The organism is Sphingomonas sp. BL-S-25, from assembly GCF_055521555.1.
Genome location: NZ_CM145486.1, coordinates 3,201,638 through 3,228,414, shown reverse-complemented (window position 1 = coordinate 3,228,414; position 26,777 = coordinate 3,201,638). Strand labels below are relative to the sequence as shown.

Below are 26,777 nucleotides of genomic sequence, written 5' to 3'. Positions count from 1 at the left end.
CCGCCGCTGCGCAACGCTGGCGGTCGCGCGGGATCGTCGATATAGGCGCCGCAAAGGGATTCGAGCCAGATGCGTAGCGAAGACGAGGCACCGCTCAGGATCGCCTATTTCACCGAATGGGATCCCCATGACGAGACCGGCGTGCTGCGCAAGCTGACCGGTCAAGTCGCGCAGTGGAAAAGCCAGGGCGCCGAGGCACGGATCTTCAGCCTCTCGATGCGCCAGGATGCCCGGCCGGCCCTGGATTTCGAGGAGCATGGCGAGGTGATCGGCCGCGTCCATCGCCGCTCGCTGGAAGCCTATCCGTTCGCGCGCCTGGGCTATGTCAACAAGGCGCTCAGCGTCGGCCGGGTCGTCGCCGCGTTGCGGCGCTTTCGCCCGGACGTCATCTATTATCGCCAGCATGGCCCCTGGTATCCGGGGCTCGGCCGCATCCTGTCGGTCGCGCCGACCGTCATCGAGATCAACAGCGACGAGCGGGCGGAACGTGACCTCTGGGGGCCGGCCTTCGCCGCCCTCCACCGCGCGACACAGGGCCGCATCCTGGGGGCGGTGTCGGGTTTCGTGGCCGTCACCGACGAGATCGCCTCGGCCTATCGCGACCGCGGCAAGCCGATCGAGATCATCCCCAACGGATTCTGGGGCGCCGCTGCGCCGCTGCCGCCCGCGACCAACGCCGCGCCCGCCTATGTGTTCGTCGGATCCCCGCTCAACGGCGGCGGAAGCTGGCATGGTGCCGACAAGATCGTGACGCTGGCCAGGGCGCTGCCGGACAGCAGCTTTCACATCGTCGGCCTTGGCGCCGAGGACTTTCCCGGTGAAGCGGTTCCGCCCAATCTGATCCTCCATGGCTATCGCACCGGCGACGCGCTGACCGCGATCCTGGCGCAGAGCGATGTCGGGATCGGCACACTGGCGCTCTACCGCAAGGGAATGGACGAAGCCTGTCCGCTCAAGGTCCGCGACTATCTGATGCGCGGGCTGCCGGTCATCCTGGGCTACGGCGAGGCGGAGGCGCGCTTGAACGACGCACCCTACACGCTGCCGATCGGCAATACCCCGGACAATGTCGAGGCGAGTATCGACGCGATCGCCCGGTTCGGTCAGGCGTGGCATGGCCGCCGCATAGCCGAGGATCTCGACTTCCTGTCGGGCCAGTCGAAGGAACGGCAGCGACTCCACTTCCTCTCGGAGGTGCGGAAGGCGAGCGCTCGTGGACGCTGAGGCCCGCGGCAAGCAGCATATCCTGTACGTGACCGACGGATTCGCGCCGTTCGTCGTGGGGGGGATGCAAAGCTATTCGCGCCGGCAGCTCGAACTGCTGGCGGCGTCGGGCTATCGCCTCACCTCGATCTCGACCCGGGACCGCGAGCCTCCGTCCGGGCTGGCGTGGGAGAATATCTCCCTGCCCTGGCCGCGCCGAACGCTGATCGACCGCATGAACCCGTGGCGCTACGTCACCGACTTGCGCCGGTTCAGCGCCGGCGTTGCGGAGATCGCGGACCGGCTGAAGCCCGATCTGATCTATTCGGAGGGACCGATGGTCGACGCGCTGCTCCGGCGTCCGGCACGGCCCGCGCCGATCATCTTCCATCCCCATGCGCTGGACGTCTTCCAGAATCAGGGATCGCGGATTGCCGACCTCAAGGCATGGCCGCTTCAGGGGCTGATCGCGGATCACGCGCGCCGCGCGGACGTCACCATCTCGCTCAGCAAGGCGGGCCGGATCATGCAGATCCTGCGCGAGCGGATCGGCGTGCCGGATGACAGGATCGCGGCGATCCACAATGCCGCCGACATTTCCGGGCTGGGGACATCGCGCTCGGCGCCTGGCGGATCGAAGCGCCTCCTGTTCGTCGGCCGCGACGATCCGCGCAAGGCGCTGCCGATTCTGATCCAGGCATTCGCCGGACTGGGCGATGCGGTCCTCGATCTGGTCGGCATCGAACCCGGGCCGAGCTATGATATTCCCGGCGTCGTGGCGCACGGCGTCGTTCGTGACGCCGGCCGGCTTCGTCAATTCTACGAGGCGGCGGACTTTCTGGTGCTGCCCAGCCATGTCGAGGGCATGCCGACCGTCATCCTGGAGGGGTTCGCCACCGGTCTCCCCGCGATCGTGACCGATGTCGGCGCGAATGCCGATCTGGTCCGCCCCGGCGAAACCGGCTTTCTCGTCCCGGCGGGTGACGTTGATGCGCTGGCCCGGGCGATGCGCGACGCGCTGGACCTGCCCGCGGCATCCTATGCACGGCTTTCCGCCAACGCGCTGGACAGCGTGCGCGGACCATTCTCTGCAACTGCGGCGCGGGATCGGCTACTCGATCTGTTGGATGCGGCGATCAAAGCAGGTAAGGACCGCTGATGTCGGAAGGTCCCCGTCTTTTTTATCTCGACGATATCCCCACGCCCTATCGTCTGGGGGTGCAGAAACGCGTCGCCGACGAGTGGCCGGGAACGTTTCAGCTCGCCTTCTGCGCGGAGTCCGAACCGGGACGCGACTGGGAGCTCGATTTCGCGCCCCTGACGCCGATATTCCTGGAAGGGAAGCAATGGCGCCCGGCGCGCCAGGTGAACCCCTTCTCGATCAAGTGGAACCCCGGCGTCATTGCCACGCTCGAGGCGTTCAGGCCTGACGTCGTCATCCTGTCGGGCTATGTCCACCCGACCATGTGGCGCGCGGCGCGGTGGTGCCGCAGCCGCGGCATCCCCTATGCGATCAGCTGCGAGACGAGCGCGCGCAGTTCCGTGACTTCAGGCTGGCGCTGGTTCGCCAAACGCGCAGTCGCCGGCTGGATGGTGCGCGGCATGGCATTCGGCCTTCCGGTCGGACGTGAAGCCGGCGCCTATCTGGCGCGATTCGGCCCCAGCAGCGCGCCGATGCAGTTCTTCCCAAACACGCCCGACACCAGCCGCATCGTGGCCGAAGCCGCCGCCCTGGCGCGGAAAAATGGCGAGCCTGCGCTTCGTGCGTCGCTGGGACTGCCGGCCGACGCGGCAATCTTCCTGTTCGTCGGTCGGTTGATCGGCGCCAAGCGCCCGGCAGATGCGATCGCGGCGTTCAAGAAGGCACGCGGCGATGCCGATGCCGTGCTGGTCATGGTGGGTGACGGGGACCTGATGGCCTCGCTTCGCGAAGCCGCCGGAGACGATCCCGCGATCCGGTTCACCGGCTGGCTCAAGGATCCTGCGACCATCGCGCGCCTGATGTCGGTCGCGACCGCGATGATCCTTCCTTCGGCGCACGAGCCCTGGGGCGCAGTGGTCAATGAGTCGATGGCCGCGGGCACCCCGGTCATTTCGTCCGATCAGGTGGGCGCATCGACCGAGCTGATCGAGGACGGCGTGAACGGATTTCTGGTCCCGGTCGGGGACATTTCGGGCTATGCTGCCGCCATGTCGCGGCTCCTGCAGGATCCGGAACTTGCCCGGGCCATGGGCGCCGGCGCGCGTGAACAGGCGATGAGCCAGGGCGAAGGCTTCGCTGCCGGCAACCTGATCGCCGGGGCGCTGACCGCAGCCGGCGTGACACCGGTCGATCGCGCCGCCCTGTCCCCGGAGCCCGCGCATGCAGCCTGACGCAACGACCGCGCCCAAGCCGGTCCATGTAATCGGCTCGGGCGCCAGGATGCCTTGGCCGCTGATGGTGGGGATCGGCTCGATGCTGGTCGTCTTCATCCTCGCCACGACCTATAATTCCCCGCTGTCGCGGGCCGCGAGCGCGCTCAAATGGGCGACGCTCCCGCTGGTGATCATGACGGTTTCCGCCACGCTGTATCGGCGACCGATGCCTGCGATCCCCCGCTTCATGGCGATCGTCGTCATCGGGGCCCTTGCAGCCGGGTTCGCCAGCCTGTGGGGCGCGGCGGATCGGCTGGACAGCATGATGTCGCTGGCCGTCGTCCTGATCGTGATCCTGTGCGGTTATCTCAGTTCCGCCGCGATTGTGGCAACGGACAGCCGGCGGGCCTTTTTCGACCTGGTGGCGATGGTCTGCCGCGTGGTCGTGGTGCTCGGCACGCTCTTCTACCTCGCGCGGATCAATCTCGGTCGCGGGGCAGGATTTGCCGGCTGGGTCGACAATCCCAATACGCTCGCCTCTTTCCTGGCACCCGGACTCGTGGTGCTCATCGCGGGATGCATCGAACGACGGCCCGGATGGAAAATCTGGTACCTTCCCTTCGCCGTCCTGGGCACGGCCCTGTTGTGGGTGACGGGCGCGCGCGCCAGCCTCGTGTGGTTCGTCATGTCGCTGGGCGCGTTCTTCTTCTATCGCCGCGGGCCGGGCGTGAACGCGATGATCGCGGTGATCCTGGCGCTGATCCTGCTGATCTGGTGGGAACAGATTTCGGCCTCCGTCAGCGACTTCCTTCAGCTCAACGCCAATCCCTATCTGCAGACGGCGCCGGGTCCGCTGAGCGGCCGCGAGGAAGTGTGGCGGATCGGCTGGGACCTGTTCAAGCAGCGGCCCTTCCTTGGCTATGGCATGGGCTCGTCGACCGAGCTGCTGAACCTGGCCTCCTACAAGTTCGTCCGTCACCAGGGGCTGCACTTCCACTCCTCGTACATCATGGTGCTGGTCGAGACCGGGCTGTTGGGGCTGATTCCCTTCGTCCTGCTGCTGGTCCACACGCTCATCCGCGGCTTCGGCGACGCGCGGCGGACACAGATGCTGCCTCGTGAATCCTGGCCCACCGCGTCGCTGCCGATCGTCATCCTGTTCGGTGCGCTGGGCCACGCAACCTTCGAATCCTGGATCATGGCCGCCGGTAACGTGAACACGCCGCTCTTCTGGATCCTGGCCTGGATGGTCCACCATCAAGCGCAGATTCCCGTCCGCGCCGTCCGGATCGTCGAAGCGCCGGCAGCGCCCAGCGCTGCGCCTCCGGCAGGAATGCTGGCCGCGCGATGAAACTCTTCCTGACGGGGGCGAGCTTCGACCCGAGCTTTGGCGGCCCGGCCTATTCGGTCCCGGCCCTCGGCGCCGCACTGGCGCGGATCGGCATCACCGTCGGCCTTTGGGCGCCCGACGGCACCGCGCTGACCTCGCCGACGGTGCCGCAGCGCGACGGGCTGATGCCGCTGGGCGGCGACCTTCAGGCGGCGATCGGCCGGCTGGGCCGCGCCGACCTGATCCACGACAATGGCATGTGGCTGCCGCATCACCATGCGATCGCGCGGCTCGCCCGGGCGCGCAGCATTCCCCGGGTGGTCAGCCTGAGGGGCATGCTCGAACCCTGGGCGATCAATCATCGCAAGTGGAAGAAGAAGCTCGCCTGGGCGCTGTATCAGGCGCGCGACCTGCGATCGGCGACATTGCTCCATGCGACTGCCGACATCGAGGCGGACAATGCCCGCGCGCTCGGCCTGAGCGGAAGCTGCTGCGTCGTGCCCAATGGCGTCGACCTGCCCGACCACTCGGCCGCCGACCATCTGGAGCCCGGCCCGCGCGACCTGCGCACCGCGCTGTTCGTCAGCCGGGTCCACCCGAAAAAGGGCCTGCCGATGCTGGTGCGCGCCTGGCACCGGCTGGCGCCCAAGGGCTGGCAACTGGTGATCGCGGGGCCGGACGAGGACGATCATGCGTCCGAGGTGCAGGCGCTGGTCGATACGCTGGGCGTCGGCGACCATGTCCGGCTGATCGGCCCGATCTACGGCCCGGAGAAGGACGCGCTGTTCCAGACCGCCGACCTGTTCGTCCTGCCGACCTATAGCGAGAATTTCGGCATCGCCATCGCAGAGGCGCTGGCCTATGAAATCCCGGTCCTGACGACCCGCGGCGCGCCCTGGGAGGTTCTGGAAACCCACCGCTGCGGCTGGTGGGTCGATCCGACCGAGGATGCGGTGTTCGCCGGCCTGCGCAGCGCGATCGGATTGTCCGACGATGCGCGGCGCGAGATGGGGCGCAGGGGATCGGCCATGGTTGCGGAGCAGTTCGATTGGGGCGGCATCGCGATGCAGTTTCAGCGCCACTATACGGCAGTGCTGGGCTGAATGCCCCTGTCTCCGCCCTCGCCATCCGACCAGCCGGTCCCCGATCTCGGTCGCTATTCCGCCCCGCAGTTCGCGCGCGGCCGCCCGGCGCTGGTCGAAGCCGTATGGATAGCGGTCCAGGCTCTGTTCGTGTCCTCCTGGCTTCCCGGCAGCGCGCACCGGGTGATGCTGCTCAAGCTGTTCGGCGCGCGGATCGGCACCGGGGTCGTGGTGAAGCCCGGCGTACGGGTCAAATTCCCGTGGCGGCTGACCATCGGCAACAACAGCTGGGTCGGCGAGCGCGCCTGGATCGACAATCTGGCTGACGTCACCATCGGCGCCAATTGCTGCGTCTCGCAGGACGCCTATCTGTGCACCGGAAGCCATGACTGGACGTCGCCCGGCTTCGACCTGATCACCCGCCCGATCACGCTCGAGCCCGGCGCCTGGGTCGCCGCACGCGCGGTCGTCGGCCCCGGCGTGACCCTGGGCCGCGGCGCCGTGCTCGGCCTCGGCAGCAGCGCCAGCCGCGATCTCGACCCCTGGACCATCTATGCGGGCGTCCCCGCAGCACCGGTCCGTACCCGTACCCTCTCCAGAGACTAAGGATTGCCCCTCTCCATGCTCGAACGGCTTCTCGACCGGGTTGAACAGCGCGATTTCACCATCGGCATCATCGGCCTCGGCTATGTCGGGCTGCCGCTCGCACTGACCGCCGTCAGCAAGGGCTTTCGCGTGCTCGGCTTCGATGTCGAGCAAAGCCGCGTCGATCAGATCATGAGCGGCGGCACCGTCATCAAGCATATTCCGGGCGAGAAATTCGCCGCACCGATCGCCGACGGGACCTTCGAGGCGACGGCCGAACTCGGCCGCCTGGGCGAGCCGGACGCGATCCTGATCGCAGTCCCCACCCCGCTCGACAAGCATCAGGAGCCCGACCTCACCTATGTCGAGAACTCGACCCGCTCGATCGCCGCGGTGCTGCGTGCCGGCCAGTTGGTGGTGCTCGAGTCGACGACCTGGCCGGGCACCACGCGCGAGGTGATGCAGCCTATCCTGGAGGCCGGCGGCCTGAAGGCAGGCAGCGACTTCTTCCTCGCCTTCTCGCCCGAGCGCGAGGATCCGGGCAATCCGGACTTTACCAACTCGATCATCCCCAAGGTGGTCGGCGCCGACGATCCGGCGTCGCTGCAGCTCGCGACGAAGGTCTATGACAATCTGGTCAGTCAGACGGTGCCGGTGACATCGGCGGCGACCGCAGAGGCGGTCAAGCTGACCGAGAACATCTTCCGCTCGGTCAACATCGCGCTCGTCAACGAGCTGAAGATGATCTTCGACAAGATGGACATCAATGTCTGGGAGGTGATCGACGCCGCCAAGTCGAAGCCGTTCGGCTATATGGCCTTCTACCCCGGCCCCGGCCTGGGCGGGCATTGCATCCCGATCGATCCCTTCTACCTGACCTGGAAGGCGCGCGAGTTCGAGAGCCCGACGCGCTTCATCGAGCTTGCCGGCCAGATCAACACCTCGATGCCGCGCTATGTCATCGACCGTCTTGCCGAAGCGCTGGACCGCCAGACCGGACGCGGCCTGAACGGCGCGCGCATCCTGCTGATCGGGATGGCGTACAAGAAGAATGTCGATGACATGCGCGAAAGCCCCGCGCTCAAGCTGACGGAGCTGCTCGAGCATCGCGGCAGCCAGGTCGACTATCACGATCCCCACATCCCCGAGATTCCGATGACACGCGACCATCCCGAGTTCGCCGGGCGCAAGTCGGTCGACATCACGGCGGAGACTGTTGCGGCCTATGACGTGGTGCTCGTCGCGACCGACCATGACGATGTCGACTGGGAGCTGGTCGTCGATCATGCCAAGCTGGTGGTCGACACGCGCAACATATGCCGTACCGCAGACACTGTCGCGCGCGCATGAGCAATAGCCAGATGCAGGAGCGGGCCGATCATCCTGGCGTGCTGATCCACGAGAGCAGCTATGTCGACGCACCGGTACGGATCGGCGCGGGGACGAAGATCTGGCATTTCAGCCATGTCCTGCCCAACACCGTGATCGGCGAGAATTGCAGCCTGGGCCAGAATGTCGTGGCCGGGCCCGATGTGACCATCGGCAATGACTGCAAGATCCAGAACAATGTCTCGCTCTACAAGGGGGTAACGCTGGAGGACGGCGTGTTCTGCGGCCCCAGTTGCGTGTTCACCAATGTCAACAATCCGCGCGCCGAGATCAAGCGGATGGACGAGGCGCGCGATACGCGGGTCAAGCGCGGCGCGTCGATCGGCGCCAATGCGACGATCGTGTGCGGCCATACGCTCGGCGAATATTGCTTCATCGCCGCCGGGGCGGTGGTGACCGGCGACGTGCCGGCGCATGCGCTGATGGCGGGCGTCCCCGCCCGCCGGATCGGCTGGATGAGCCGCGCCGGCGCGCGGCTGGGTGCGGACCTGGTCTGCCCCATTGACGGATCCACCTATCGGGAGGGCGACCATGGCCTCGAACTTCTCGCCTGAAGCGCCGATCGATTTCATCGACCTGGCCGCGCAACAGGCGCGCCTGCGCCCGCAGATCGACGCGGCGATCACGCGCGTGCTCGACCATGGTCAATATATCATGGGTCCGGAAATCGCCGAGTTCGAGGCTGCGCTGGCCGACTTCACCGGGGCCAAGCACGTCATTTCCTGCGCCAGTGGCACCGACGCGCTGCTGATCGGGATGATGGCGCTGGGGCTCAAGCCCGGCGACGCGGTGCTTTGCCCCGGCTTCACCTACACCGCGACACCGGAAGCCATCGCACTGCTCGGCGCGACGCCGATCTTCATCGATGTTGACGCCGACAACTTTAATCTCGATCCGGCAGGCATCGCCGCCGGACTCGCGTTGGCCGAGGCGCGCGGGCTGAACCCGGTCGGCCTGATCGCGGTCGACCTGTTCGGACTGCCGGCAAACTATGACGCGATCCGCGCAGCCGCCGGCGACCTGTGGATCATGGCCGACGCCGCCCAATCGCTCGGCGCGCAGACACCGGCCGGCAAGGTCGGCACCTTCGGCACGATCACCGCGACCAGCTTCTTCCCGGCCAAGCCGCTCGGCTGCTACGGGGATGGCGGGGCGATCCTGACCGACGATGCGGGCCTTGCCGCGATCTGCCAGTCGATCCGGCTGCATGGCCGCTCGACCGTCGACAAGTACGATATCGAGCGGATCGGCGTGAACGGTCGCCTCGACACGCTCCAGGCGGCAATCCTGCTCCAGAAGCTGACCGTGTTCGATGAGGAGATCGCGCTGCGCCAGCAGGTCGCCGCGCGCTACAACGCGGCCTTCGCCGATCTGGTGGCGGTGCCGCCGATCAGCGACGGCATCACCTCGGTCTGGGCGCAATATACGCTCAAGGTCCCGGCGGAGCGCCGCTCGGCGATCATGGCCGACCTCAAGGCGCACGGCGTGCCGACCGCGGTCTATTATCCGCGGCCGCTGCATCACCAGGGCGCCTATCGCGACTATCCGGTAACGGGTAACGGCCTGCCCACTTCGGAGGCGCTGTCCGCGACGGTCATGAGCCTGCCGATGCACCCCTATCTGACTGCCGAGCAGCAGGACTATATCATCGAGCGCGTCCGTAACGCGCTTCAGAACGAAGGATCGTGACGTGAGCCTGGCCAATATCCAGAAGAAGAAGATCCTCGTCACGGGCGGCGCCGGCTTCATCGGCAGCCATCTGTGCGAGCGGCTGCTGGCCGCGGGCAACGACGTGCTGTGCATCGACAATTTCTTTACCGGCCAGAAGGCCAATGTCGCCCATCTGCTGACCAATCCGCATTTCGAGATCCAGCGGCACGACGTGACCTTCCCGCTCTATGTGGAAGTCGACGAGATCTACAACCTCGCCTGCCCGGCCTCGCCGGTCCATTATCAGCATGATCCGGTGCAGACGACCAAGACTTCGGTGCACGGCGCAATCAACATGCTGGGCCTCGCCAAGCGGGTCGGTGCCAAGATCTTCCAGGCGTCCACCAGCGAAGTCTATGGCGATCCGAGCGTCCATCCCCAGCCCGAGGAATATTGGGGCAATGTGAACCCGATCGGGTTCCGCTCCTGCTATGACGAGGGCAAGCGCTGCGCGGAGACGCTGTTCTTCGACTATCACCGCCAGCACGGGACGCGGATCAAGGTCGGCCGCATCTTCAACACCTATGGCCCGAACATGCACCCCAATGACGGGCGCGTGGTGTCCAACTTCATCGTCCAGGCGCTGATGGGTCAGCCGATCACCATCTATGGCGACGGCAAGCAGACGCGCAGCTTCTGCTATGTCGACGATCTGGTCGAGGCGTTCATCCGGCTGATGGGCACCGACGACAGCGTCACCGGGCCGATCAACCTGGGCAATCCGGGCGAGTTCACGATGATCGAGCTGGCCGAGGCGGTGATCCGCCTGACCGGATCGCGCTCGGAACTGGTGCACAAGCCCCTGCCCTCCGACGATCCGCGCCAGCGCAAGCCGGACATCGCCAAGGCGAAGGAAGTCCTCGACTGGGAACCGCGCATTCCGCTCGAGCAGGGTCTGACGGCGACGATCGCCTATTTCGACCGGGTGCTCACCGATGCCGGCGTCATCAAGGGTGCTGCGGCCTGAACCCGACCGGGCCCGCACGCGCGGGCCCGGTCATGGCGGAAACGCTTAGAAAACAGCCGGAGGGGTCTGGTCCTTCAGGCGACCGGGCGTAATCCTGATCTCGGCGATGCTGGCCAGGGAAGGGCCGGTCGCGTTCAGCGCCGAGAATTCCACATCGACCCAGTAATAGCGGCAATTGCTGTCGGCCGGGATCGCGAAGGGGCGCTCGACATCGCCCGTGACCGGCACGTCGAGCCGCACCGGGTTGGTCGCCCTTTCTTCAGCGCATGTTAGGTGCACCACGACTTCGCTACCGCGGGTCAGGCTGGCTTGGCCGAGCTTCGCGAACAGGATGTAGCTGCCCGGCTGAAGCGAGACCAGCTGGCGTGCGGCGGTGGCCGACGCACCTGCAATCGCGTTGATCTCCAGGGTTCCGCGTCCTTCATCGATGGCAGCGCCGACCCGGCCGTCGCTCTTGAGTTCCCAGTCGAGCGGCGGAAGGCTGGGCAAGGCGTCGAAGCTGCCGTTGCGGAGCAGATTGCCGCTGTCGTCATGCATGTCCGGCAGGTTCCTGGCATAGCTCATCGCCAGATCGAGCCGTTTGGCGCCGATAAATGCTTGCATCAGCAAGGAATCGGTCGCTCCCAGCGGTTCGCCCGCCTTCAGCAGGCGCGAGCGCAGCACCTGCGCATTGGACAGCGCCGCCGGATTGCCTGCCACCGCCTGCCAGAAATTGACGCGCCAGGCGGGCCGGCTGTGGAGCAGCGTGTACAGGACATTCACCGTCTCGGCATTGCCGAGCGCCTGGGCGAAAGCCGGCATGTAGCGACCGCTCAACTCGGGCCGGACCTTCAGCGCCTCGTCGAGGAGCGTGAGCACCTTCCGGTCGCGACCCGCGGTACCGTAATGGTTGATCAGCCACGCATTGGCGACCAGCTGGCGCTTGTCGAGTTCATTGGCGCGCATGATCAGCCTGGTCGCGGCATCGCCGTCGCCCTGCTGCGCCCGGTCGAGGCCTGCGATCGTCAGCGCGGTCGTGGCGAGCGGCTCGCGCCGCAGCGCCGCCTTCGCATCGTCGCGCTGCGACGCGGTAATCCGCACCCGCTGCAGTGGCGTATCGCCCGCGATCGAAGCCTGAGCGGCGCGCGCCTCATAGGCGAAGCCGTTGCTGACCGGTAAGCTCAGCGCCGCTGAAGGGCGCAGTGTCTTCGTCACCGCTGCAGCGGAGTTCAGACCCAGCCATAGGGCGGTGACGCCCGCGACGCCCCAGATCAGCCAGTGGCGCGACCGCGACTCACTCGTCATCCCGTTCATCAGGCCTTGGCGTCCTCAGTCTCGGCGCGCTTGCGGCCATAGCCATAGCCATAGCCATAACCATAGCCATAGCCGTAGCTGTTGTTGCGGTTGTCGAGCTTGGTCACGACCGCGCCGAACACCTTCGCACCCGGTAGTTCGAGTCGGCGAAGTGCGCCGCGCACCATGCGCAACTTGCCGACGTTCGATTCGACAACGAACAGGATGCCGTCGACCGTCCGGCTGAGCAGTGGCGCGTCAGCCAGGCCGAGCACCGGCGGCGCGTCGATGATGACGTGACGATAGCGCTGGCGCAGCGTCGCCAGCATGTCCTTGAAGCGATCGGACGACAGGAGCTCCGCCGCGTTGGGCGGGGTCGGCCCGGCCGGGATCATCGCGAAGCCCTCGCCCCTCGGCTCCTGCAGCACGTCGCCGATCTCGTTCGCGCCGGACAGATAGTTGCTGAGTCCCGGACGCTCGTCGAGCGCGACGAGGTCGTCGAGCCGCGTGTTGCGCATGTCCGCGTCGATCAGCACCACCGATGCGCCGGTCTCGGCGAACAGCCGCGACAGGGCGTAGGCGGACAGGCTCTTGCCCTCGTTCGGGCGCGAGCTGGTCAGCATCAGCACGCCCGGTGCGCCGTGATCGGTCAGGAAGGACAGGTTCGTGCGGACCGCCAGATAGCTTTCGTAGAGCTGCGTTTTCTTGTTCTGCAACTCTTCCGCGACATCCTTGTCCTCGACCTTCGGGATCGTTCCCAGCAGCGGGAGGCCCAGCTCGCGCTGGACATCCGCCGGATCGCGCAAGCTCTGGTCGATCTCCTCGGCCAGCACCACCACGCCCACTGCCAGCACCAGGCCGATCAGCAGCGACACCAGCAGCGTCTTATTCAGGTTCGGCTCGCTCGGGCCGCCCGGCACTTCGGCCGCGTCGACGATCGCCACGTTGTTCGACCCGACACCGGCGACGCCGATCTCCTTGTAGCGCTGCAACAGGCCGTCATACAGCGTGCGGTTGGTATCCACCTCGCGCTGCAGGATCTGATACTCGATCAGATTGGTTCGCTGGGTGTTGAAGTTCTTCGTCAGGTTCGCGACCTGCTCGCGGAACTGCGCTTCCTTCGACTGGGCGGCCCGCAGCGCGGCTTCGGCGTCCGAACGCGAGCGGCCACCTTCCTGCGCGATCGCCTTGTCGAGGCCCATGATCTCGGTGCGGAGCGCTTCGGCTTCCGGATATCCCGGCTCGAACTTGGTCAGCAGCGCGGAATAGCGTGCCGACAACTCCGCCCGCTTCTGCCGCAGGCTGGCGATCGTGCCCTGGCTCGCCGAATTGGGACTGACCGACGCGGCGCGGACGGCGCTCTCGGCCGCCACGCGCTCGGCAACGGCTGCGTTCAACGCGGTGTTGAGGCTGCTCAGATCGTCGGTGACCAGCGTGCGCTCGCCGCCACCGCCGCCCTTTTCGGTGCTGCCCGACGAGAAGCTGACGATTCCCTTGCCCGACGCATAGGCGACCAGTTCGCGCTCCGACGCCTCGAGACGGCTGCGAAGCTGCGCCAGTCGCTGCTCGAGGAAGCCGCGCGCGTCCGCCGTGGTGGCGAAGCGGCGGTCGAGGTTCGACTGGATATATTCCGCCGCCCAGCTGTTCGCGACCTTGGAGGACAGCTCGGCGCTCGGGCTCTTGAACGTGATGTCGACCAGCGCGGAGGCGCCGATCGGCTCGACGGTGATGTTGTCGAGCAGAATGCTCGCCGCCTGGTCCAGCCGCTTCCCCTGCTCCTGCGCGCTGCGCGTGCGCGGCGCGGCGGCGCTCGGCTCCTCTCCGCCATACATGGCGAAGAACTTGTCGTCATTCTGCAGGCCGAGCACGCGTGCGACGCGCTCGGCCAGCGACCGCGCCTTCAGCAAATTATACTGGGTTTCGTAGAATTGCAGGTCGCGGCTGCGATCTTCCATTTCCAGGCCGCCGACATTGACGACCTTTGCCTGCGACCGCTGGATCTCGATCCGCGCCGTGGCGAGATATTGTGGCGTCGCCATCAGATAGACGATCACACCGACCGTCATGCTGGCCAGCAGCACCGCCAGGATCAGCAGCCGGCGGTTGAGCATCGCCCGCCAGTAGCGCTCGAGCGCCGACACCGCGCGCTCGTCGAGTCGCTGGCCCGTCGGCTTGTCGACCGCTCCCGGCGTCACGACGCTGGTCGCCGACGGATCGAACGGGGCCTCTTCATAGGTAAGGTTCGTGTTCATGGCGTTCGAGGACCTTACAGCGACTGGACGGCGACGATGATCGGCGCGGTCAGGACCGGCACGACCGACAGGAAATCGCGGAACATGCGGCGTTCCTTCGAATCGCCGACGATGATGATGTCGTTTCCATAGACTTCGGGATCGGGATAGGCGCCGCGGCGGATCGCGCCGAGATTGTACAGGCCGACATAACGCTGGCCCTGGACGGTGCGGAACACGACGATATCGTCCATCCGCGCATATTCGCCGACGCCGCCGGCAACAGCGATCGCGCGCATCAGCGTCTGGCGACCGACGACCGGGAAGCTGCCCGGACGATTGACCTGGCCATCGACGGTCAGCGACTGGCTGACCATCTGCGTCACGTTCACCGTGACCTGCGGGTCCTTCACATAGCTGCGCAGCTTTCGCGCGACCTCCTCGCCGATCTGGCGCGGCGTCAGTCCGGCGGCCTGGACCTCACCTGCCAGGGGGTAGGAGAAGGTGCCGCTCGCATCGACCGCAACGGTGCGCTTCAGATCCGGCACGCCGTAGACATCGACCTCGATCGTGTCGAACGCGCCGACCACATAGGGCTGGCCGGAAACGAACCGGTCGCCCGATGTCGGTGCCGGCAGATCGGACAGCTGGGCCACCTGCAATCCGGGGGCACCGCCGATGGGCTTCACCTTGCCGGCGCATCCCGAAACGGCAAGCGCCACCAGGCATGCCGTCACCGCGACCATGCTCGATCGATTCTTCATAACCTTGTCCTTCACCCCCAACGGGTCAGATTTCAGTGCCGGCCACGCCGCGACGAGGATCGCGATCGCGCCGCCAGAGGCAGGGGCGGATCGGCGACGAGCGTCACGAGCAGCACGGCGTACACCATCAGCGATGGAACACGCAGCGGATAATCGAAGACGCTGGCGATCAGCATCAGGCCGAGGACCAGCGTCGCCGTCGCGACCAGCAGCACCGTGCCGGGGCGAGCCTCACGCTCACGCCACACCGCGATCATGCGGCGCACCATCCACACCGCAAAGGCGAGGAAGATCAGGATCGCGGGGAGCCCGCCCTCGATCACCCACTGCGCCCAGTCATCGTGCGCGTTGTTGACATAGGTCGTGCGCAGCCAGTCGCTCGCCTCATATTGGCGATAGCCATGTTCGAAGGCGCCAAAGCCGGTGCCGAACAGCCAGTGATCGTTCGCCATTGCCGAGATCTGCGGAAAGATCTGGACGCGCAACTCGTCGCCCGCCGAAAGCTGGACGAGGCGGTCGAACGAGGTCGAGCGGGTGCCGAGATAGGCGACGACGGCCAGCGCGATGACGACCGCAGCCGCGCTGGGCAACCAAACGCGCCAGCCGGTCAGCTCGCCATGATGGCTCTCGCGCCGGTCGCCGCGGGGGGTCGCGAACCACAGGGCAATGGCCACGCCGGCCGCCAGCATCCCGATCAACAGGCCGGCGCGCGATCCCGAGAACAGTGTCACGAACACCGAAAGCAGCAGCGCGGCACCGACGAGCAACGGTCCGACCTCGCCCTTGGTGCGCTCGGCGCGCAAGCGGCGATCGGCGAAGTACCAGCCGATCAGCACCAGCATCGTCGCTTCGAACGCGGCATGGTGATTGCGGTTCGCGAACAGGCCTACCGGGGTGCCGAGATTGGTCTTGGCATAGAGATAGAGCGCACCGGCGCCTCCGGTGCCGATCTGGGCGATGCCGACCGCGGCGCTGACGGCGGCGATCGCGATGAAGATCAGCGGGATGCGGCGCCGAGCCTGGTCGTCCTGCACTGCGTACAGCAGCAGCGCCGCCACGGGCACGATGAGCGACCCAAGCGCGTTCACCGTCTTGGACGGGGACAGCGAAATCGGCCGCCACACATCGCCCAGGCCGAGCAGCTGGTCGGTTGCAGCGATCGCGGCGCGGCCGGGCAGCGCGCTCCACAGGCCAACCGGCAGCGGCAGCAGCTGGATCACCATCCACAGCGCCAGCAGCCCGATCAGGATCAGCGGAAAGCGAACCCGGGCGATCTGGCCCGGCATGGCGACGCTAACGGCATAGGCTGCGATCAACGCGCAGGCCGGGCGGAGAATCGGAAGCGAGGCGATATCGTCGCGCGATCCGCCACCCATCAGGAAAACGAGCGCCAGAAACCCGATGAAAACCAGGAAAGCCACCGGCATGTCGCCAATCGTCCGGCCAACCCGAAAGGGCGCCGCCCGTGAGGATCGACCCCGGGTCAACCCAACTCCCGCCAATCCTCGCAACGCATATTCCCTTTTACAGCCTGGGCGATTCGGCTCGCTTACCGCGATGTCCGCGCCATGGCTGGGGGCGGTATAGGTGGCACCAACGCCTTCCGCAACTGCCCCTCCCGAGCCATTTCAATGCCATGCCGGACCGATAATCCCGCTTGGCGCATTCGCCGCCATCTGGCAGGTGCGCAAGCCGTCGAGACTAAGGGCAATCCATGATGAGCAGCACGCGCCGTGTGGCGTTGATTACCGGCATCACTGGCCAGGACGGTGCCTATCTGGCGCGGTTGCTGCTGGACAAGGGCTATGAGGTTCACGGGGTGAAGCGGCGCTCGTCGTCGTTCAACACCGGGCGGATCGAGGACATCTATCAGGATCCGCATGTCGAGGATCCGCGTCTGACGCTCCACTACGGCGATCTGACCGACAGCACCAACCTGATCCGCATCATCCAGGAGACGCGCCCCGACGAGATCTACAATCTCGCCGCGCAGAGCCATGTCCAGGTGAGCTTCGAGACGCCCGAATATACCGCGAATGCCGACGGCATCGGCACGCTGCGCATCCTCGAGGCGATCCGCATCCTCGGGCTGGAGAAGACGACCCGCTTCTATCAGGCGTCGACCTCGGAGCTGTACGGCAAGGTGCAGGAAGTCCCGCAGAGCGAGACCACGCCCTTCTATCCGCGTTCACCCTACGCCGTCGCCAAGATGTATGCCTATTGGATCGTGGTGAACTACCGCGAGGCCTACGGCATCCATGCCTCGAACGGCATCCTGTTCAACCATGAGAGCCCGCTGCGCGGCGAGACCTTCGTCACGCGCAAGATCACCCGCGCGGTCGCCGCGATCAAGCTGGGCAAGCAGGAGCGGCTGTATCTGGGCAACATGGACGCCAAGCGCGACTGGGGCCATGCAAAGGAATATGTCGAGGGCATGTGGCGGATGCTGCAGCAGGATGAGCCGGACGATTATGTGCTGGCGACCGGCGAGACGGTCCCGGTGCGCCAGTTCGTCGAATGGGCGTTCGACGAGGTCGACATCCGGATCGAGTGGCGCGGCGAAGGCGTCGATGAAAAGGGCTATGACGCCGCCACGGGCACCTGCCTGGTCGAGGTCGATCCGCGCTATTTCCGCCCGACCGAGGTCGACCTGCTGATCGGCGATCCGACCAAGGCGCGCGAGAAGCTCGGCTGGAGCCACAAGACCAGCGCCGAGGAACTGGCGCGCGAGATGGTGCAGGCCGATCTGGTCGTCATGGCCGATGGCCCGATCGGACGGTCGAACGGATGAGCTACGATCTGGCCGGCAAGCGGGTGTTCGTCGCGGGGCATCGCGGCATGGTGGGCGGCGCGCTGGTGCGCCGGCTGGCAAGCGAGGGCTGCGAGGTCATTACCGCTGGCCGCGGCGAGCTCGACCTGATCGACCAGCGCCAGACCTTCGAGTGGATGGCGCAGCGAAAGCCCGATGCGGTGTTCATGGCAGCCGCCAAGGTCGGCGGCATCATGGCCAATTCGACCTATCCGGCGCAATTCCTCTACAATAACCTCGTGATGCAGGCGAACATCGCCGAGGCGGCGCGCCAGTCGGGGGTCGAGAAGCTGATGCTGCTGGGATCGAGCTGCATCTATCCCAAGATGGCGCCGCAGCCGATCCAGGAAGATGCGCTGCTGACGGGTCCGCTCGAGCCGACCAACCAATGGTATGCGATCGCCAAGATCGCGGGCATCATGCTGGGCGAGAGCTATCGCCAGGAATATGGCTGCGACTTCATCTCGGCCATGCCGACCAACCTGTACGGCATCGGCGACAATTTCGACCTGGAGACCAGCCATGTCGTGCCGGCGCTGATCCGCAAGGCACATGAGGCCAAGCTGTCGGGGGCGGAGCAGCTGGTGATGTGGGGCACCGGCACCCCGCGCCGCGAATTCCTGTTCGCCGACGACTGCGCCGATGCGCTGGTCTTCCTGATGCGAACCTACTCGGGCGCGCAGCACGTCAATGTCGGCAGCGGCGAGGATCTCGAAATCCGCGAGCTGACCCGGCTGGTGTGCGAGGTCGTCGGGTTCAAGGGCGAGATCGTCGCCGACCCGTCAAAGCCCGACGGCACCCCGCGCAAGCTGATGGCCGCCGACACGCTGCGCGGCCTGGGCTGGACGCCGAGCACCGCGCTGCGCGACGGGCTGGCACGGACCTATCAATGGTTCCTGGACAATCGCGCCTGATCAGCGGCGGATCAGTTCCAGCACCTTCATCAGATAGCGCGAGTTGATCATCAGCGCGTTCGACGGCACCCCGTTCTCGCGACAGGCGCGCAGCATCTCGCGGTTGATCGTCTGCCGGGCCGATCCGCCGGCCGTGCTGACGCCACCGACCTGCATCTTCACGAACACGTCGCGCAGGTAGGAATAGCTGAGTCCGTGCTTGAGAAAGGCGCGGACGATGAACTCGAAGTCCGCCGCGATCCGGTAGTCGGTGCGATACCGGCCGACCCGGTCATAGGCTTCGCGCGTCAGCACCATCGCCGGATGCGCAGGCATCCACCCCCAGCGAATCCGCGACGGCCGGAACATGCCGCTATTGTAGCGACGGATCGACACATCAGGCGCTCCCGGCCGGAAAAAGCTGACATCGCCAAGCACGGCGTCCGCGCCGCTGGCATCGAAGCGGGCGGCAATGCGCGAGAGAATGCGGGGATCGGCATAGCGATCATCGGCGTTGAGCAGCGCTATCGCATCGCCGCTGGCGCGGGCGATCCCCTTGTTCATCGCATCGTAAATGCCCTTGTCGGGTTCCGATACGAAGACATCGCCTGGGCGCACGATCCCGGCAACGCGCTCGGGCGTTCCGTCCGTCGATCCGCCATCGATGATGACATGTTCGACCTCGGCAAAATCCTGCGCCTGGACCGAGCGGATCGCCTCCATCAGGATCGGGCCCGGATTGTAGCAGACGGTGACGACGGAGAGTTTCTGGATCGGCATGGCCGCGCCCTTAGCAAAGCTGCAGGCGGACGGTTAGCGCAGATTGGCCGGCGATCCTGCGCTTGCCGAATCAGGCTGGATCATAAGCGCAACTCGGGACGTTTACCGCACCGCAGCGTAACTCTTCCCGCGACGCCCGCTTGGCGTTATAGGGCCGCGAAAGCAGCGTCATGTTCAGTAAGCTCTTCAAGAAAGCGGCCGCCAGCGCATCCCGGGACGAGCCGAACGGCTCGGTGCCGCCGGGGCAGCGGCTCTATGCCATCGGCGACATTCACGGGCGGCTCGACCTGCTCGACTCGCTGCTGACGCGAATCGAGGCAGACGACCGCACGCGCGGCGCCTCGCAAACGACGCTTTTGTTTCTGGGTGACCTGATCGATCGGGGCCCCGACTCCGCGCAGGTGGTCGAGCGCCTGATAGAGGTGAAGGAACGCTATCCCGAGACCCGCTTCCTGCTAGGCAATCACGAGGAAGTCTTCCTTCAGGCGCTTCGCGGCGGAGCGAATGGCAGTGTCGGTGCACTGCGCTATTTCCTGCGCATCGGCGGCGACGCAACGGTGCTCAGCTATGGCGTGAGCGACAGCGAGTTTCGCGACAGCACGTTCGAGGAACTGTTCGACCTGGTTCGGGACAAGGTGCCGCAACGCCATCTCGACTTCCTCGAAAGCTTCGAGGACATGATCGTCATCGGCGATTATGCCTTTGTCCATGCCGGGGTACGACCCGAATTGCCGCTGGCGCGCCAGAAGATCAGCGACCTGCGCTGGATCCGCGACGACTTCCTGACCTATCGCGGGCCGCTCGAGAAGATTGTGGTTCATGGGCACAGCATCGCGAACGATGTCGAGCTTCGGCCGAATCGGATCGGCCTCGACACCGGCGCCTTCGCCAGCGGGGTTCTGACCGCGATGGGATTCGAGGGCTCGGACCGTTGGCTGATCCAGACCAATGGACAGATGCCGGCCTGAGGCAGCCGCCCGCCCGCGCCTCCCATGCGATCCAAATCGGACCGGACTATTGCACGGCAGCAACAGGTTTGCTGCGAATGCGTCAGAAACTCCGCCTTTCGCTTGCGACTCTACGGTAAATCACCTAGGCCGACTCCAGCGGAAGGAACTTGTCGCTGACTCGGAAGTTTCGTGGCGGTCCATACTCCAGCGATCACGGCTAACGCCTTTTGATGGTTCGGGATATGGGGTGGACACCGACGAAGCGATGGGATATCCCCGCGCTCGTTAAGTCGGGCAGCAGGCTTAGAGGGAGAATTAGAAGTGAAATTCAAGGGCCTTGTTTCGATCGCAGCGGCTTTGTCGCTTGCAGCGGTCTCGTCGGCGGCCGTTGCGCAGTCGGCTCCCCAGCCCGCTAGCGAAGACGTTCGTGGTGACAGCGAAGTCAGCGGTTCGACCGCTCTCGTCGGCGTCCTCGCGCTCGCAGCCATCATTGGCGGCGTCGCAATCGGTCTGTCGGGCGACTCGGAGCCGACCAGCCCGTAATCGTCTACCTACGTCGGTTTCGAAGAAGCCGGGCGGCTGTCGCCCGGCTTTTTTATTGCGCGCAATGCGGGGCTGTGCCTGATGAGGCACCATGACGCTCCGCTTTAACCGATCGGCTGCCCTCGCACTGACGCTGGGCAGCGCGGGACCCATTGCCGCATCCCCCGTGGTGGCCGAGCACATAGCATCAGTGCATCAAGCATCGCCGGTGGCGGCCAGCAGCCTGCGCCCGGACGACCTCCGGATCGCGACGATCGGCTATCGCCTGGCCACTGCCAGACCAGAGCTCTGCCCCCGTCTCGCCCCTGTCTCTGGCCTGCTCCTTCATCACCTTGGCGACTATACCCCCGCGGATCGGCCTGCATTGATCGAGGGCGGGCTGGATCGTGGCCCCGGCATCCTCTCGGTCGTCGCCGACAGCCCCGCGGCACATGCGGGACTACAGGCCGGCGACATCCTGCTGGCAGTCAATGGCGAGCCACTGGAATCGCCTGTGTCCATCGCCGCGATTGCGGACGTGAAGGCGCGCAGGGCAGCCATCGAGGCAAGCGAGGGGAAGCTGCTGCAGATGCTCGAGCGCGGCACCGCCAGCCTGACCCTGCTGCGAGGCGGCACGACGATCGAGCGCATGCTCACCCCGGTACAGGGCTGCCTGCTTCGCATCCGCCTTGCCGTCTCGAACCAGCGCCAGGCGGTCGCCAATGGCGACTATGTCATCGTCGCAACCGGCTTGCTCGCCCTCGCCCGTAACGACGACGAGCTGGCCTTCGTGATCGGCCACGAAATGGGTCATGTCCAGTTGCGCCATCGCGACCTGCTTCAGGCGGCCCGCATTCCCCGCAACGGCGCGCTTCGCGGGTTCGGGAAGAATGGCGAACTTGTCCAGCGCACCGAGGCAGAGGCTGACGCCTTTGGCGGAAGGCTGGCAATCGCTGCCGGCTATGACCTGAGCCGCGGCGCCGAAATTCTAGCCCGGCTGGATCCCGCCATCACCCTCTTCGGGCTGTTCCGCACGCATGCCGATCCGCAAGTCCGGATCCGTGACCTCCGGGCGATGGCAGCGTCGCAGGGAACACTACGCCCGACCCGATGACCGGGCGGGCCGGGCTCAGCGCGAGCCGAAGCCGGTCAGGATCGTGCCGATGGTCCGCATCGTGATCAGCAGGTCGAGCCATGCCGAGAAATGCTTGATATAGTAGAAGTCGTAGTGAAGCTTGATGTGCACGTCGTCGAGCTCGGCGACATGGCCCTGGTTCACCTGGGCCCAGCCGGTAATCCCTGGCCGAACGATGTGGCGATAGACGTAGAAGGGCAGCTCGCGTTCGTACCAGTTCGCCAGCTGGATCGCCTCGGGCCGGGGGCCGATCAGGCTCATCTCGCCGATCAGCACGTTCCACAACTGCGGCAGTTCGTCGATCCGGCTGCGGCGCAGGAAACGGCCCGCGCGAGTGATGCGCGCGTCGTGCGCCTGGGTGATGGCATCGCGCTGAGCCTCGGCCTCCGAACAGGCGGGGCGCACTTCCATCGTCCGGAACTTGAGCACCTTGAACGGCTTGTGCCGGTATCCCATCCGCTCCTGAATGAAGAGCGCCGGCCCCTTGGAATCCAGCCGGATCCAGGCGGCGATCAACAGCAGCGGGAGCGCCAGGATCGGCAGTGCGATCAGCGCGACGAGGATATCGACTGCGCGCTTGATCTTGCGATAGGCCAGGTTGGGGAGCAGTGACCCGAAGCTGTTCTCGGACAGATGCTCGATCTCGACGCGGCCGGTCAGCGACTCGCGGAGCTGCTTGGAGTGATAGACGATCCGGCCGGACAACGCGGCGGAGGCGAGCATGCGCTCCCATTCCGGGCTCAGGTCATGGCGAAGATCGGCGACGATCGCACCATGCGGATCGTAGTCGGGAACCTCAGGCCGGTTCAACACGATCCAGTCGACCCCTTGGGTGTCGGTGGCGATATCGGTCTTGCCGAACGGCACCAGATAGAATTGCCTGCGGGCATATTTCTGGGACAGATGCGCTGCCAGGAACCCGAATACGGTCGAGGCGGCAAAGCCCGTCAGCATCATCGCGCCGCTATAGGACAGGCGCCCGAACAGCATGATCGCCACGGCCAGGCCGAAGGTGACCGAATAGGCCGGGATGATATAGGCGAACCCGCGTGTGCCGGGGAACGAGGTGACGCGCCGGTAGAAGAACAGCGCGATGGTCGCGGCGAGCAGCGACATGATCGCGCTGTTGACGATCGTCGCCTCGGCGAGGTTCTGAAGCGGCTGGAGCGCGACATAGATGAAGGGCGCGCCGAGCGATGCGACGACGATGCCGAGCAGCTGGAACGACAGCGATTCGAGATATCGGCGTGCTACCGGCTGCGGCTGACCGCGCGTCATCAGCATCCTGACGGCCCTTCTTGTTTCGACAGCGCGACAGGCGCCCGCTTCATCTGGACCCGCAACCTGCGTTGTGCAGTTGCGAACCCGATACGCTCTCAAATCGCGTAGGGCAATGGCGACAGGGTACGAACCACGCCGAAATCGACTGTTTTAGCTGCACTTACCTGAAGCAAATGCCAGTTTCTGACAGGTAGATGTCACGATCGCGTCAAACAGGACCGCCCGCGCATCAGTCAGATCAAACACGGCACCGCCTCAGGCCCGAAGGCTGGCGGCGCGCGCGACTCAGTGAGCGTGACCGTCGCCCTGCGGCGCAGCCTCGGGACCCGCGGGGGCGCCGGGAGCGCCACCCTGCATCTGCTGGCGCATCATCATCTGCTGGACGTCCTCGGGCGACAGGACCCGATCGACCGTTACCTTGAAGATGAGCAGCGAATTGGGGGGAAGCCGCGTAGGATCTGGCGTATTCTCGCCATAGGCCAGCTTGGCCGGGATCCACAGGCGATACTCGCCGCCCGCCTTCATCAGCTTCAGGCCTTCATAGAAGCCCGGGATCGATCTACCCTCCAGGACCGGGAAGGGAACCGGCTGCTGGCTCTTGTCGAAGGTCTTGCCGTTGCGGAATGTGCCTTCATAGTTGAGGATCACGGCGCCACCGTCCTGCCCTGCAGGGCCGGTGCCTTCCTTGATCACTTCATATTGAAGGCCGGACGCAGTCTGCTTCACGCCCGGATTGTCGCGGTTCGCGGCGAGGAATTCCTCGTTGGTCATGTTCTTGATGACCACGTCGCGGGTGCCGACCCAGGCAAGCGCCCCGGCAAGGGCGAAGGCAACCAGGACTCCGAGCAGGAGCCAGAGCTTCACGCTCTTCTTGACGGGCTGCAGCGGCACGGCAGTCACGGACATCGACGGAATCCTCGAACGACGGAACCGCCGGTAATCCTAACGACGGCAGAAAAAAGCCATCCCGCGCAGGCACTGTCCGCGCGGGATGACCGAATCAGGACTTAACGGGCGCCGTCGCGCTCCATGCGCTTGCGCTCGAGCTTGCGCGCACGGCGGACCGCCGCTGCACGCTCGCGAGCACGCTTCTCGCTGGGCTTCTCGTAATGACGGCGCAGCTTCATCTCGCGATAGACGCCCTCGCGCTGCAGCTTCTTCTTGAGCGCGCGCAGCGCCTGGTCAACATTGTTGTCGCGGACGATGATTTGCATAAGGCCGTCAGTGCTCCAATAAATCTTCAATAGATAAGGGATCGCCGGAGCGCATGACTCGCGACGTTGATGGCGCCGGTAGCAGGGAGAGTCGCGAGTTTCAAGCGATTCACGCGATCGGCGCGACCGGCCGCGCCCGGACAGCGTGACCCGAAAGCCACAGCGCGGCCATATTTCATCACATTGCAGCGCTGCAACCCGGCGGATAGGCTGAGCCACCATCAGGACCGGATGACCGCCCTCGCCATTGCCATGCCCCATGAGCCGCGCCTCCTGATCGTCGACGACGACCCCGGCATCCGGGAACTGACCGCAGCCTTCCTGTCCGCTCATGGCTATGTCGTCGATACCGCCGGCGACGGCGCCCAGATGCGCGAAGCCATGTCGGAACGGGACTATGCGCTGATCGTGCTGGACGTGATGATGCCGGGCGAGGACGGGCTGACCATCCTGCGCGGTCTGGATCCGGTCAATCGCCCGGCTGTCATCATCCTGTCGGTGATCGGCGAGGAGGTCGATCGCATCGTCGGGCTCGAGATGGGCGCCGACGACTATCTGGCCAAGCCCGCAAATCCGCGCGAGTTGCTCGCCCGCATCCGCTCCGTGCTTCGGCGCGCGAACCGCGAACCCGGCGCTCCCGCAGCCGAGTCGATGCGCAGCGTGATGCGCTTCGCGGGATGGCGACTCGACGCGGTCGGCAGGCAGCTGGTCGACCCCGACGATATCGTGATCAACCTGTCCGACGGCGAATTCCGCCTGTTGCTGGCACTGGTCGAGAATCCTCGGCGGGTGCTGACCCGCGACACGCTGCTCGACCTCTCGCGCGGACTGAATGCCGAGCATTTCGACCGCGCGATCGACGTCCAGATGAGCCGGTTGCGCAAGAAGCTAGCGCGACCTGGTAATGACGACCTGATCCGCACGATCCGCAACGAAGGCTATATGTTCGTGGCCGAGGTGACCCGCCGATGACCCGCGCCGGGGGGCGCCGCCCGCGATCGATCGTCGGTCCGATCGTGCTCCTGGTGGTCGCCGCGGTCGCGGTGGCGTCGCTGGTCCAGTTCGCGATCATGTTCAGCGGCCCCCCGCCCTTCCCGCGCCCCGTGCTGATCGAGGACGTCGCGGCAGGGCTGAAACAAGGCCGCCCGCCCGAGCGGATGCGCGCCGGCCGGTTCACGGTCGTGCCGGGAGCCCCCGGGCCCGACACGCCGAAGGGCTTCCCGAGCGAGGAGCGCGATGCGGCGATCGCCAGCGCCCTGGGCGTGCCGGCGTCCCAGATCGACGGGCGGTACCAGCGCGTCCAGGCTCCCGGACGAGATGCGCTGTGGGGCGATTTCGCAGTCACCTGGAACAGGCCCGGCGGCGTCCGCACAGCAGTCTCCGCCCCCCGGCCGATCCTGTCGGCATGGCACAGACTCACCCTCGGTTCGACCCTCGCCGTGCTCGGCTTGCTTACGCTGGGTGCATGGCTCGTCGCGCGCGCCATATCCCGCCCGATCCGCAAGCTCGCGGCAGTCGCCGGATCGATGCGGCTCGGTACGCGCAGCCCGATTCCGCGCGAGGGGCCACGCGAGGTGCGCGAGCTTGCCGCCGCGCTCGACACGATGCAGTCGCGCATCCTGGAGCAGGCGGAAAGCCGCACGACGATGCTGGCGGCGATCGCTCACGACATGGGCACGCCGATCACGCGCCTGGCCTTCTGGGTGGAGCAACTGCCCGATCACGCCCGCGAGCGCGCGGTAGCGGATATCGACGAGATCCGGTCGATGCTGGCCACCGTGCTGCGCTTCGCGCGCGACCAGCGGATCGACACGAGCGAGCGCGTCGATCTGGGCAGCCTGATCGAAAGCCTGGTCGACGACATGGCGATGGCCGGCGCACCGGTCGGCATCGAGCCCGGTCCGCGGGCCATCGTCCGCGGCGACTCCCAATCGCTGCGCCGGGTGGTCGCCAATCTGGTCGAGAATGGGGTGCGTTATGGCGGCTCGGCGACGGTCGGATGGCAGGTCGCGGACGGTCAAGCGGTAATCCGGATCGAGGATGAGGGACCAGGTTTTGCCGACGGGTCAGACGCGCTGTTCGCGCCGTTCGTGCGGGGCGAAGCCTCGCGCAATCGCGCAACCGGCGGCACCGGGCTGGGGCTCGCCATCGCCCGGTCACTCGCCGAGGCGCATGGCGGCAGCGTCGCGCTGGGCAACCGCGAGCAGGGCGGCGCACGGGTGATTGTCCGAATCCCGCTCGAACGCTGAGCGCGCTCTCGCCAGCGGAAACATCGTGAAACAGTTTCGCGACACGGCGAAATTCC

The 26,777-nt window shown here is 66.0% G+C and carries 25 protein-coding genes; 17 read left to right on the top strand and 8 right to left on the bottom strand.

What is annotated here, in order from left to right; translation table 11 throughout:
* Positions 1–69: 69 nt before the first annotated feature.
* From ACZ1H8_RS15585 to ACZ1H8_RS15540, 10 genes are read left to right on the top strand one after another with little or no spacing between them, the layout of a single operon-like run.
* The gene (locus tag ACZ1H8_RS15585; protein ID WP_465178094.1) at positions 70–1,224 is read left to right on the top strand and encodes a glycosyltransferase; all 1,155 of its coding nucleotides are present in this window, start codon (positions 70–72) and stop codon (positions 1,222–1,224) included.
* The gene (locus ACZ1H8_RS15580; RefSeq protein WP_465178093.1) at positions 1,214–2,362 is read left to right on the top strand and encodes a glycosyltransferase family 4 protein; all 1,149 of its coding nucleotides are present in this window, start codon (positions 1,214–1,216) and stop codon (positions 2,360–2,362) included. Before ACZ1H8_RS15585 ends, ACZ1H8_RS15580 begins: the two co-directional genes overlap by 11 nt.
* The gene (locus tag ACZ1H8_RS15575; protein ID WP_465178092.1) at positions 2,362–3,576 is read left to right on the top strand and encodes a glycosyltransferase family 4 protein; all 1,215 of its coding nucleotides are present in this window, start codon (positions 2,362–2,364) and stop codon (positions 3,574–3,576) included. The genes ACZ1H8_RS15580 and ACZ1H8_RS15575 overlap by 1 nt, the downstream gene beginning before the upstream one ends.
* Positions 3,566–4,909 carry an O-antigen ligase family protein gene (locus ACZ1H8_RS15570; RefSeq protein WP_465178091.1) on the top strand — a complete coding sequence of 448 codons (1,344 nt, stop codon included), beginning with the start codon at positions 3,566–3,568 and terminating at the stop codon, positions 4,907–4,909. The genes ACZ1H8_RS15575 and ACZ1H8_RS15570 overlap by 11 nt, the downstream gene beginning before the upstream one ends.
* Positions 4,906–5,991 (top strand): glycosyltransferase, encoded by a 1,086-nt coding sequence (locus ACZ1H8_RS15565; protein ID WP_465178090.1) that lies wholly within the window; start codon positions 4,906–4,908, stop codon positions 5,989–5,991. The genes ACZ1H8_RS15570 and ACZ1H8_RS15565 overlap by 4 nt, the downstream gene beginning before the upstream one ends.
* Positions 5,992–6,576, top strand: coding sequence for a WcaF family extracellular polysaccharide biosynthesis acetyltransferase (locus tag ACZ1H8_RS15560; protein WP_465178089.1), 585 nt, complete (start codon positions 5,992–5,994; stop codon positions 6,574–6,576).
* A 15-nt stretch (positions 6,577–6,591) separates the two neighbouring features.
* Positions 6,592–7,905 (top strand): nucleotide sugar dehydrogenase, encoded by a 1,314-nt coding sequence (locus ACZ1H8_RS15555; RefSeq protein WP_465178088.1) that lies wholly within the window; start codon positions 6,592–6,594, stop codon positions 7,903–7,905.
* Complete coding sequence (locus ACZ1H8_RS15550; protein ID WP_465178087.1) at positions 7,902–8,498, top strand: acyltransferase; 597 nt, start codon at positions 7,902–7,904, stop codon at positions 8,496–8,498. The genes ACZ1H8_RS15555 and ACZ1H8_RS15550 overlap by 4 nt, the downstream gene beginning before the upstream one ends.
* A complete protein-coding gene (locus ACZ1H8_RS15545; RefSeq protein ID WP_465178086.1) occupies positions 8,476–9,633 on the top strand; it encodes a DegT/DnrJ/EryC1/StrS family aminotransferase in 1,158 nt (385 codons plus the stop codon). The genes ACZ1H8_RS15550 and ACZ1H8_RS15545 overlap by 23 nt, the downstream gene beginning before the upstream one ends.
* A 1-nt stretch (position 9,634) precedes the next feature.
* Positions 9,635–10,621 (top strand): UDP-glucuronic acid decarboxylase family protein, encoded by a 987-nt coding sequence (locus tag ACZ1H8_RS15540; RefSeq protein ID WP_465178085.1) that lies wholly within the window; start codon positions 9,635–9,637, stop codon positions 10,619–10,621.
* A gap of 45 nt (positions 10,622–10,666) precedes the next feature.
* Here the strand turns inward: ACZ1H8_RS15540 and ACZ1H8_RS15535 are convergent, their stop codons facing one another.
* From ACZ1H8_RS15535 to ACZ1H8_RS15520, 4 genes are read right to left on the bottom strand one after another with little or no spacing between them, the layout of a single operon-like run.
* Positions 10,667–11,905, bottom strand: coding sequence for a hypothetical protein (locus tag ACZ1H8_RS15535; protein ID WP_465178084.1), 1,239 nt, complete (start codon positions 11,903–11,905; stop codon positions 10,667–10,669).
* Positions 11,906–11,913: 8 nt separating this feature from the next.
* On the bottom strand, positions 11,914–14,145 hold the full coding sequence (locus ACZ1H8_RS15530) for a GumC family protein (RefSeq protein ID WP_465178083.1): 2,232 nt from the start codon (positions 14,143–14,145) through the stop codon (positions 11,914–11,916).
* Between the two features lie 14 nt (positions 14,146–14,159).
* The gene (locus tag ACZ1H8_RS15525; RefSeq protein ID WP_465178082.1) at positions 14,160–14,888 is read right to left on the bottom strand and encodes a polysaccharide biosynthesis/export family protein; all 729 of its coding nucleotides are present in this window, start codon (positions 14,886–14,888) and stop codon (positions 14,160–14,162) included.
* A 32-nt stretch (positions 14,889–14,920) separates the two neighbouring features.
* On the bottom strand, positions 14,921–16,309 hold the full coding sequence (locus ACZ1H8_RS15520) for an O-antigen ligase family protein (protein ID WP_465178081.1): 1,389 nt from the start codon (positions 16,307–16,309) through the stop codon (positions 14,921–14,923).
* A 293-nt stretch (positions 16,310–16,602) separates the two neighbouring features.
* Between ACZ1H8_RS15520 and gmd the strand changes: the two genes are divergently transcribed.
* Positions 16,603–17,679, top strand: coding sequence for a GDP-mannose 4,6-dehydratase (gene gmd, locus ACZ1H8_RS15515; RefSeq protein ID WP_465178080.1), 1,077 nt, complete (start codon positions 16,603–16,605; stop codon positions 17,677–17,679).
* On the top strand, positions 17,676–18,611 hold the full coding sequence (gene fcl, locus ACZ1H8_RS15510) for a GDP-L-fucose synthase (protein ID WP_465178079.1): 936 nt from the start codon (positions 17,676–17,678) through the stop codon (positions 18,609–18,611). Before gmd ends, fcl begins: the two co-directional genes overlap by 4 nt.
* Here the strand turns inward: fcl and ACZ1H8_RS15505 are convergent, their stop codons facing one another.
* Positions 18,612–19,370 carry a glycosyltransferase family 2 protein gene (locus ACZ1H8_RS15505; protein WP_465178078.1) on the bottom strand — a complete coding sequence of 253 codons (759 nt, stop codon included), beginning with the start codon at positions 19,368–19,370 and terminating at the stop codon, positions 18,612–18,614. It lies immediately after the preceding gene.
* Positions 19,371–19,540: 170 nt separating this feature from the next.
* Between ACZ1H8_RS15505 and ACZ1H8_RS15500 the strand changes: the two genes are divergently transcribed.
* From ACZ1H8_RS15500 to ACZ1H8_RS15490, 3 genes are all read left to right on the top strand, one after another.
* Positions 19,541–20,338, top strand: coding sequence for a metallophosphoesterase family protein (locus tag ACZ1H8_RS15500; RefSeq protein ID WP_465178077.1), 798 nt, complete (start codon positions 19,541–19,543; stop codon positions 20,336–20,338).
* A gap of 303 nt (positions 20,339–20,641) precedes the next feature.
* Positions 20,642–20,863, top strand: a complete 222-nt coding sequence (locus tag ACZ1H8_RS15495) for a hypothetical protein (RefSeq protein ID WP_465178076.1) — start codon at positions 20,642–20,644, stop codon at positions 20,861–20,863.
* A 190-nt stretch (positions 20,864–21,053) separates the two neighbouring features.
* Positions 21,054–21,956 (top strand): M48 family metalloprotease, encoded by a 903-nt coding sequence (locus ACZ1H8_RS15490; protein WP_465178075.1) that lies wholly within the window; start codon positions 21,054–21,056, stop codon positions 21,954–21,956.
* A 15-nt stretch (positions 21,957–21,971) separates the two neighbouring features.
* Here ACZ1H8_RS15490 and ACZ1H8_RS15485 read toward each other — a convergent pair whose 3' ends face one another.
* From ACZ1H8_RS15485 to rpsU, 3 genes are all read right to left on the bottom strand, one after another.
* Complete coding sequence (locus tag ACZ1H8_RS15485; RefSeq protein ID WP_465178074.1) at positions 21,972–23,261, bottom strand: sugar transferase; 1,290 nt, start codon at positions 23,259–23,261, stop codon at positions 21,972–21,974.
* 282 nt (positions 23,262–23,543) lie between these two features.
* A complete protein-coding gene (locus ACZ1H8_RS15480; RefSeq protein ID WP_465178073.1) occupies positions 23,544–24,164 on the bottom strand; it encodes an FKBP-type peptidyl-prolyl cis-trans isomerase in 621 nt (206 codons plus the stop codon).
* Positions 24,165–24,265: 101 nt separating this feature from the next.
* Complete coding sequence (gene rpsU, locus ACZ1H8_RS15475; RefSeq protein ID WP_010162663.1) at positions 24,266–24,472, bottom strand: 30S ribosomal protein S21; 207 nt, start codon at positions 24,470–24,472, stop codon at positions 24,266–24,268.
* 231 nt (positions 24,473–24,703) lie between these two features.
* Between rpsU and ACZ1H8_RS15470 the strand changes: the two genes are divergently transcribed.
* Together ACZ1H8_RS15470 and ACZ1H8_RS15465 are read left to right on the top strand one after the other, a co-directional pair.
* Positions 24,704–25,444 (top strand): response regulator, encoded by a 741-nt coding sequence (locus tag ACZ1H8_RS15470; RefSeq protein ID WP_465178072.1) that lies wholly within the window; start codon positions 24,704–24,706, stop codon positions 25,442–25,444.
* Positions 25,441–26,721, top strand: a complete 1,281-nt coding sequence (locus ACZ1H8_RS15465; protein WP_465178071.1) for a HAMP domain-containing sensor histidine kinase — start codon at positions 25,441–25,443, stop codon at positions 26,719–26,721. The genes ACZ1H8_RS15470 and ACZ1H8_RS15465 overlap by 4 nt, the downstream gene beginning before the upstream one ends.
* Positions 26,722–26,777: the final 56 nt, after the last annotated feature.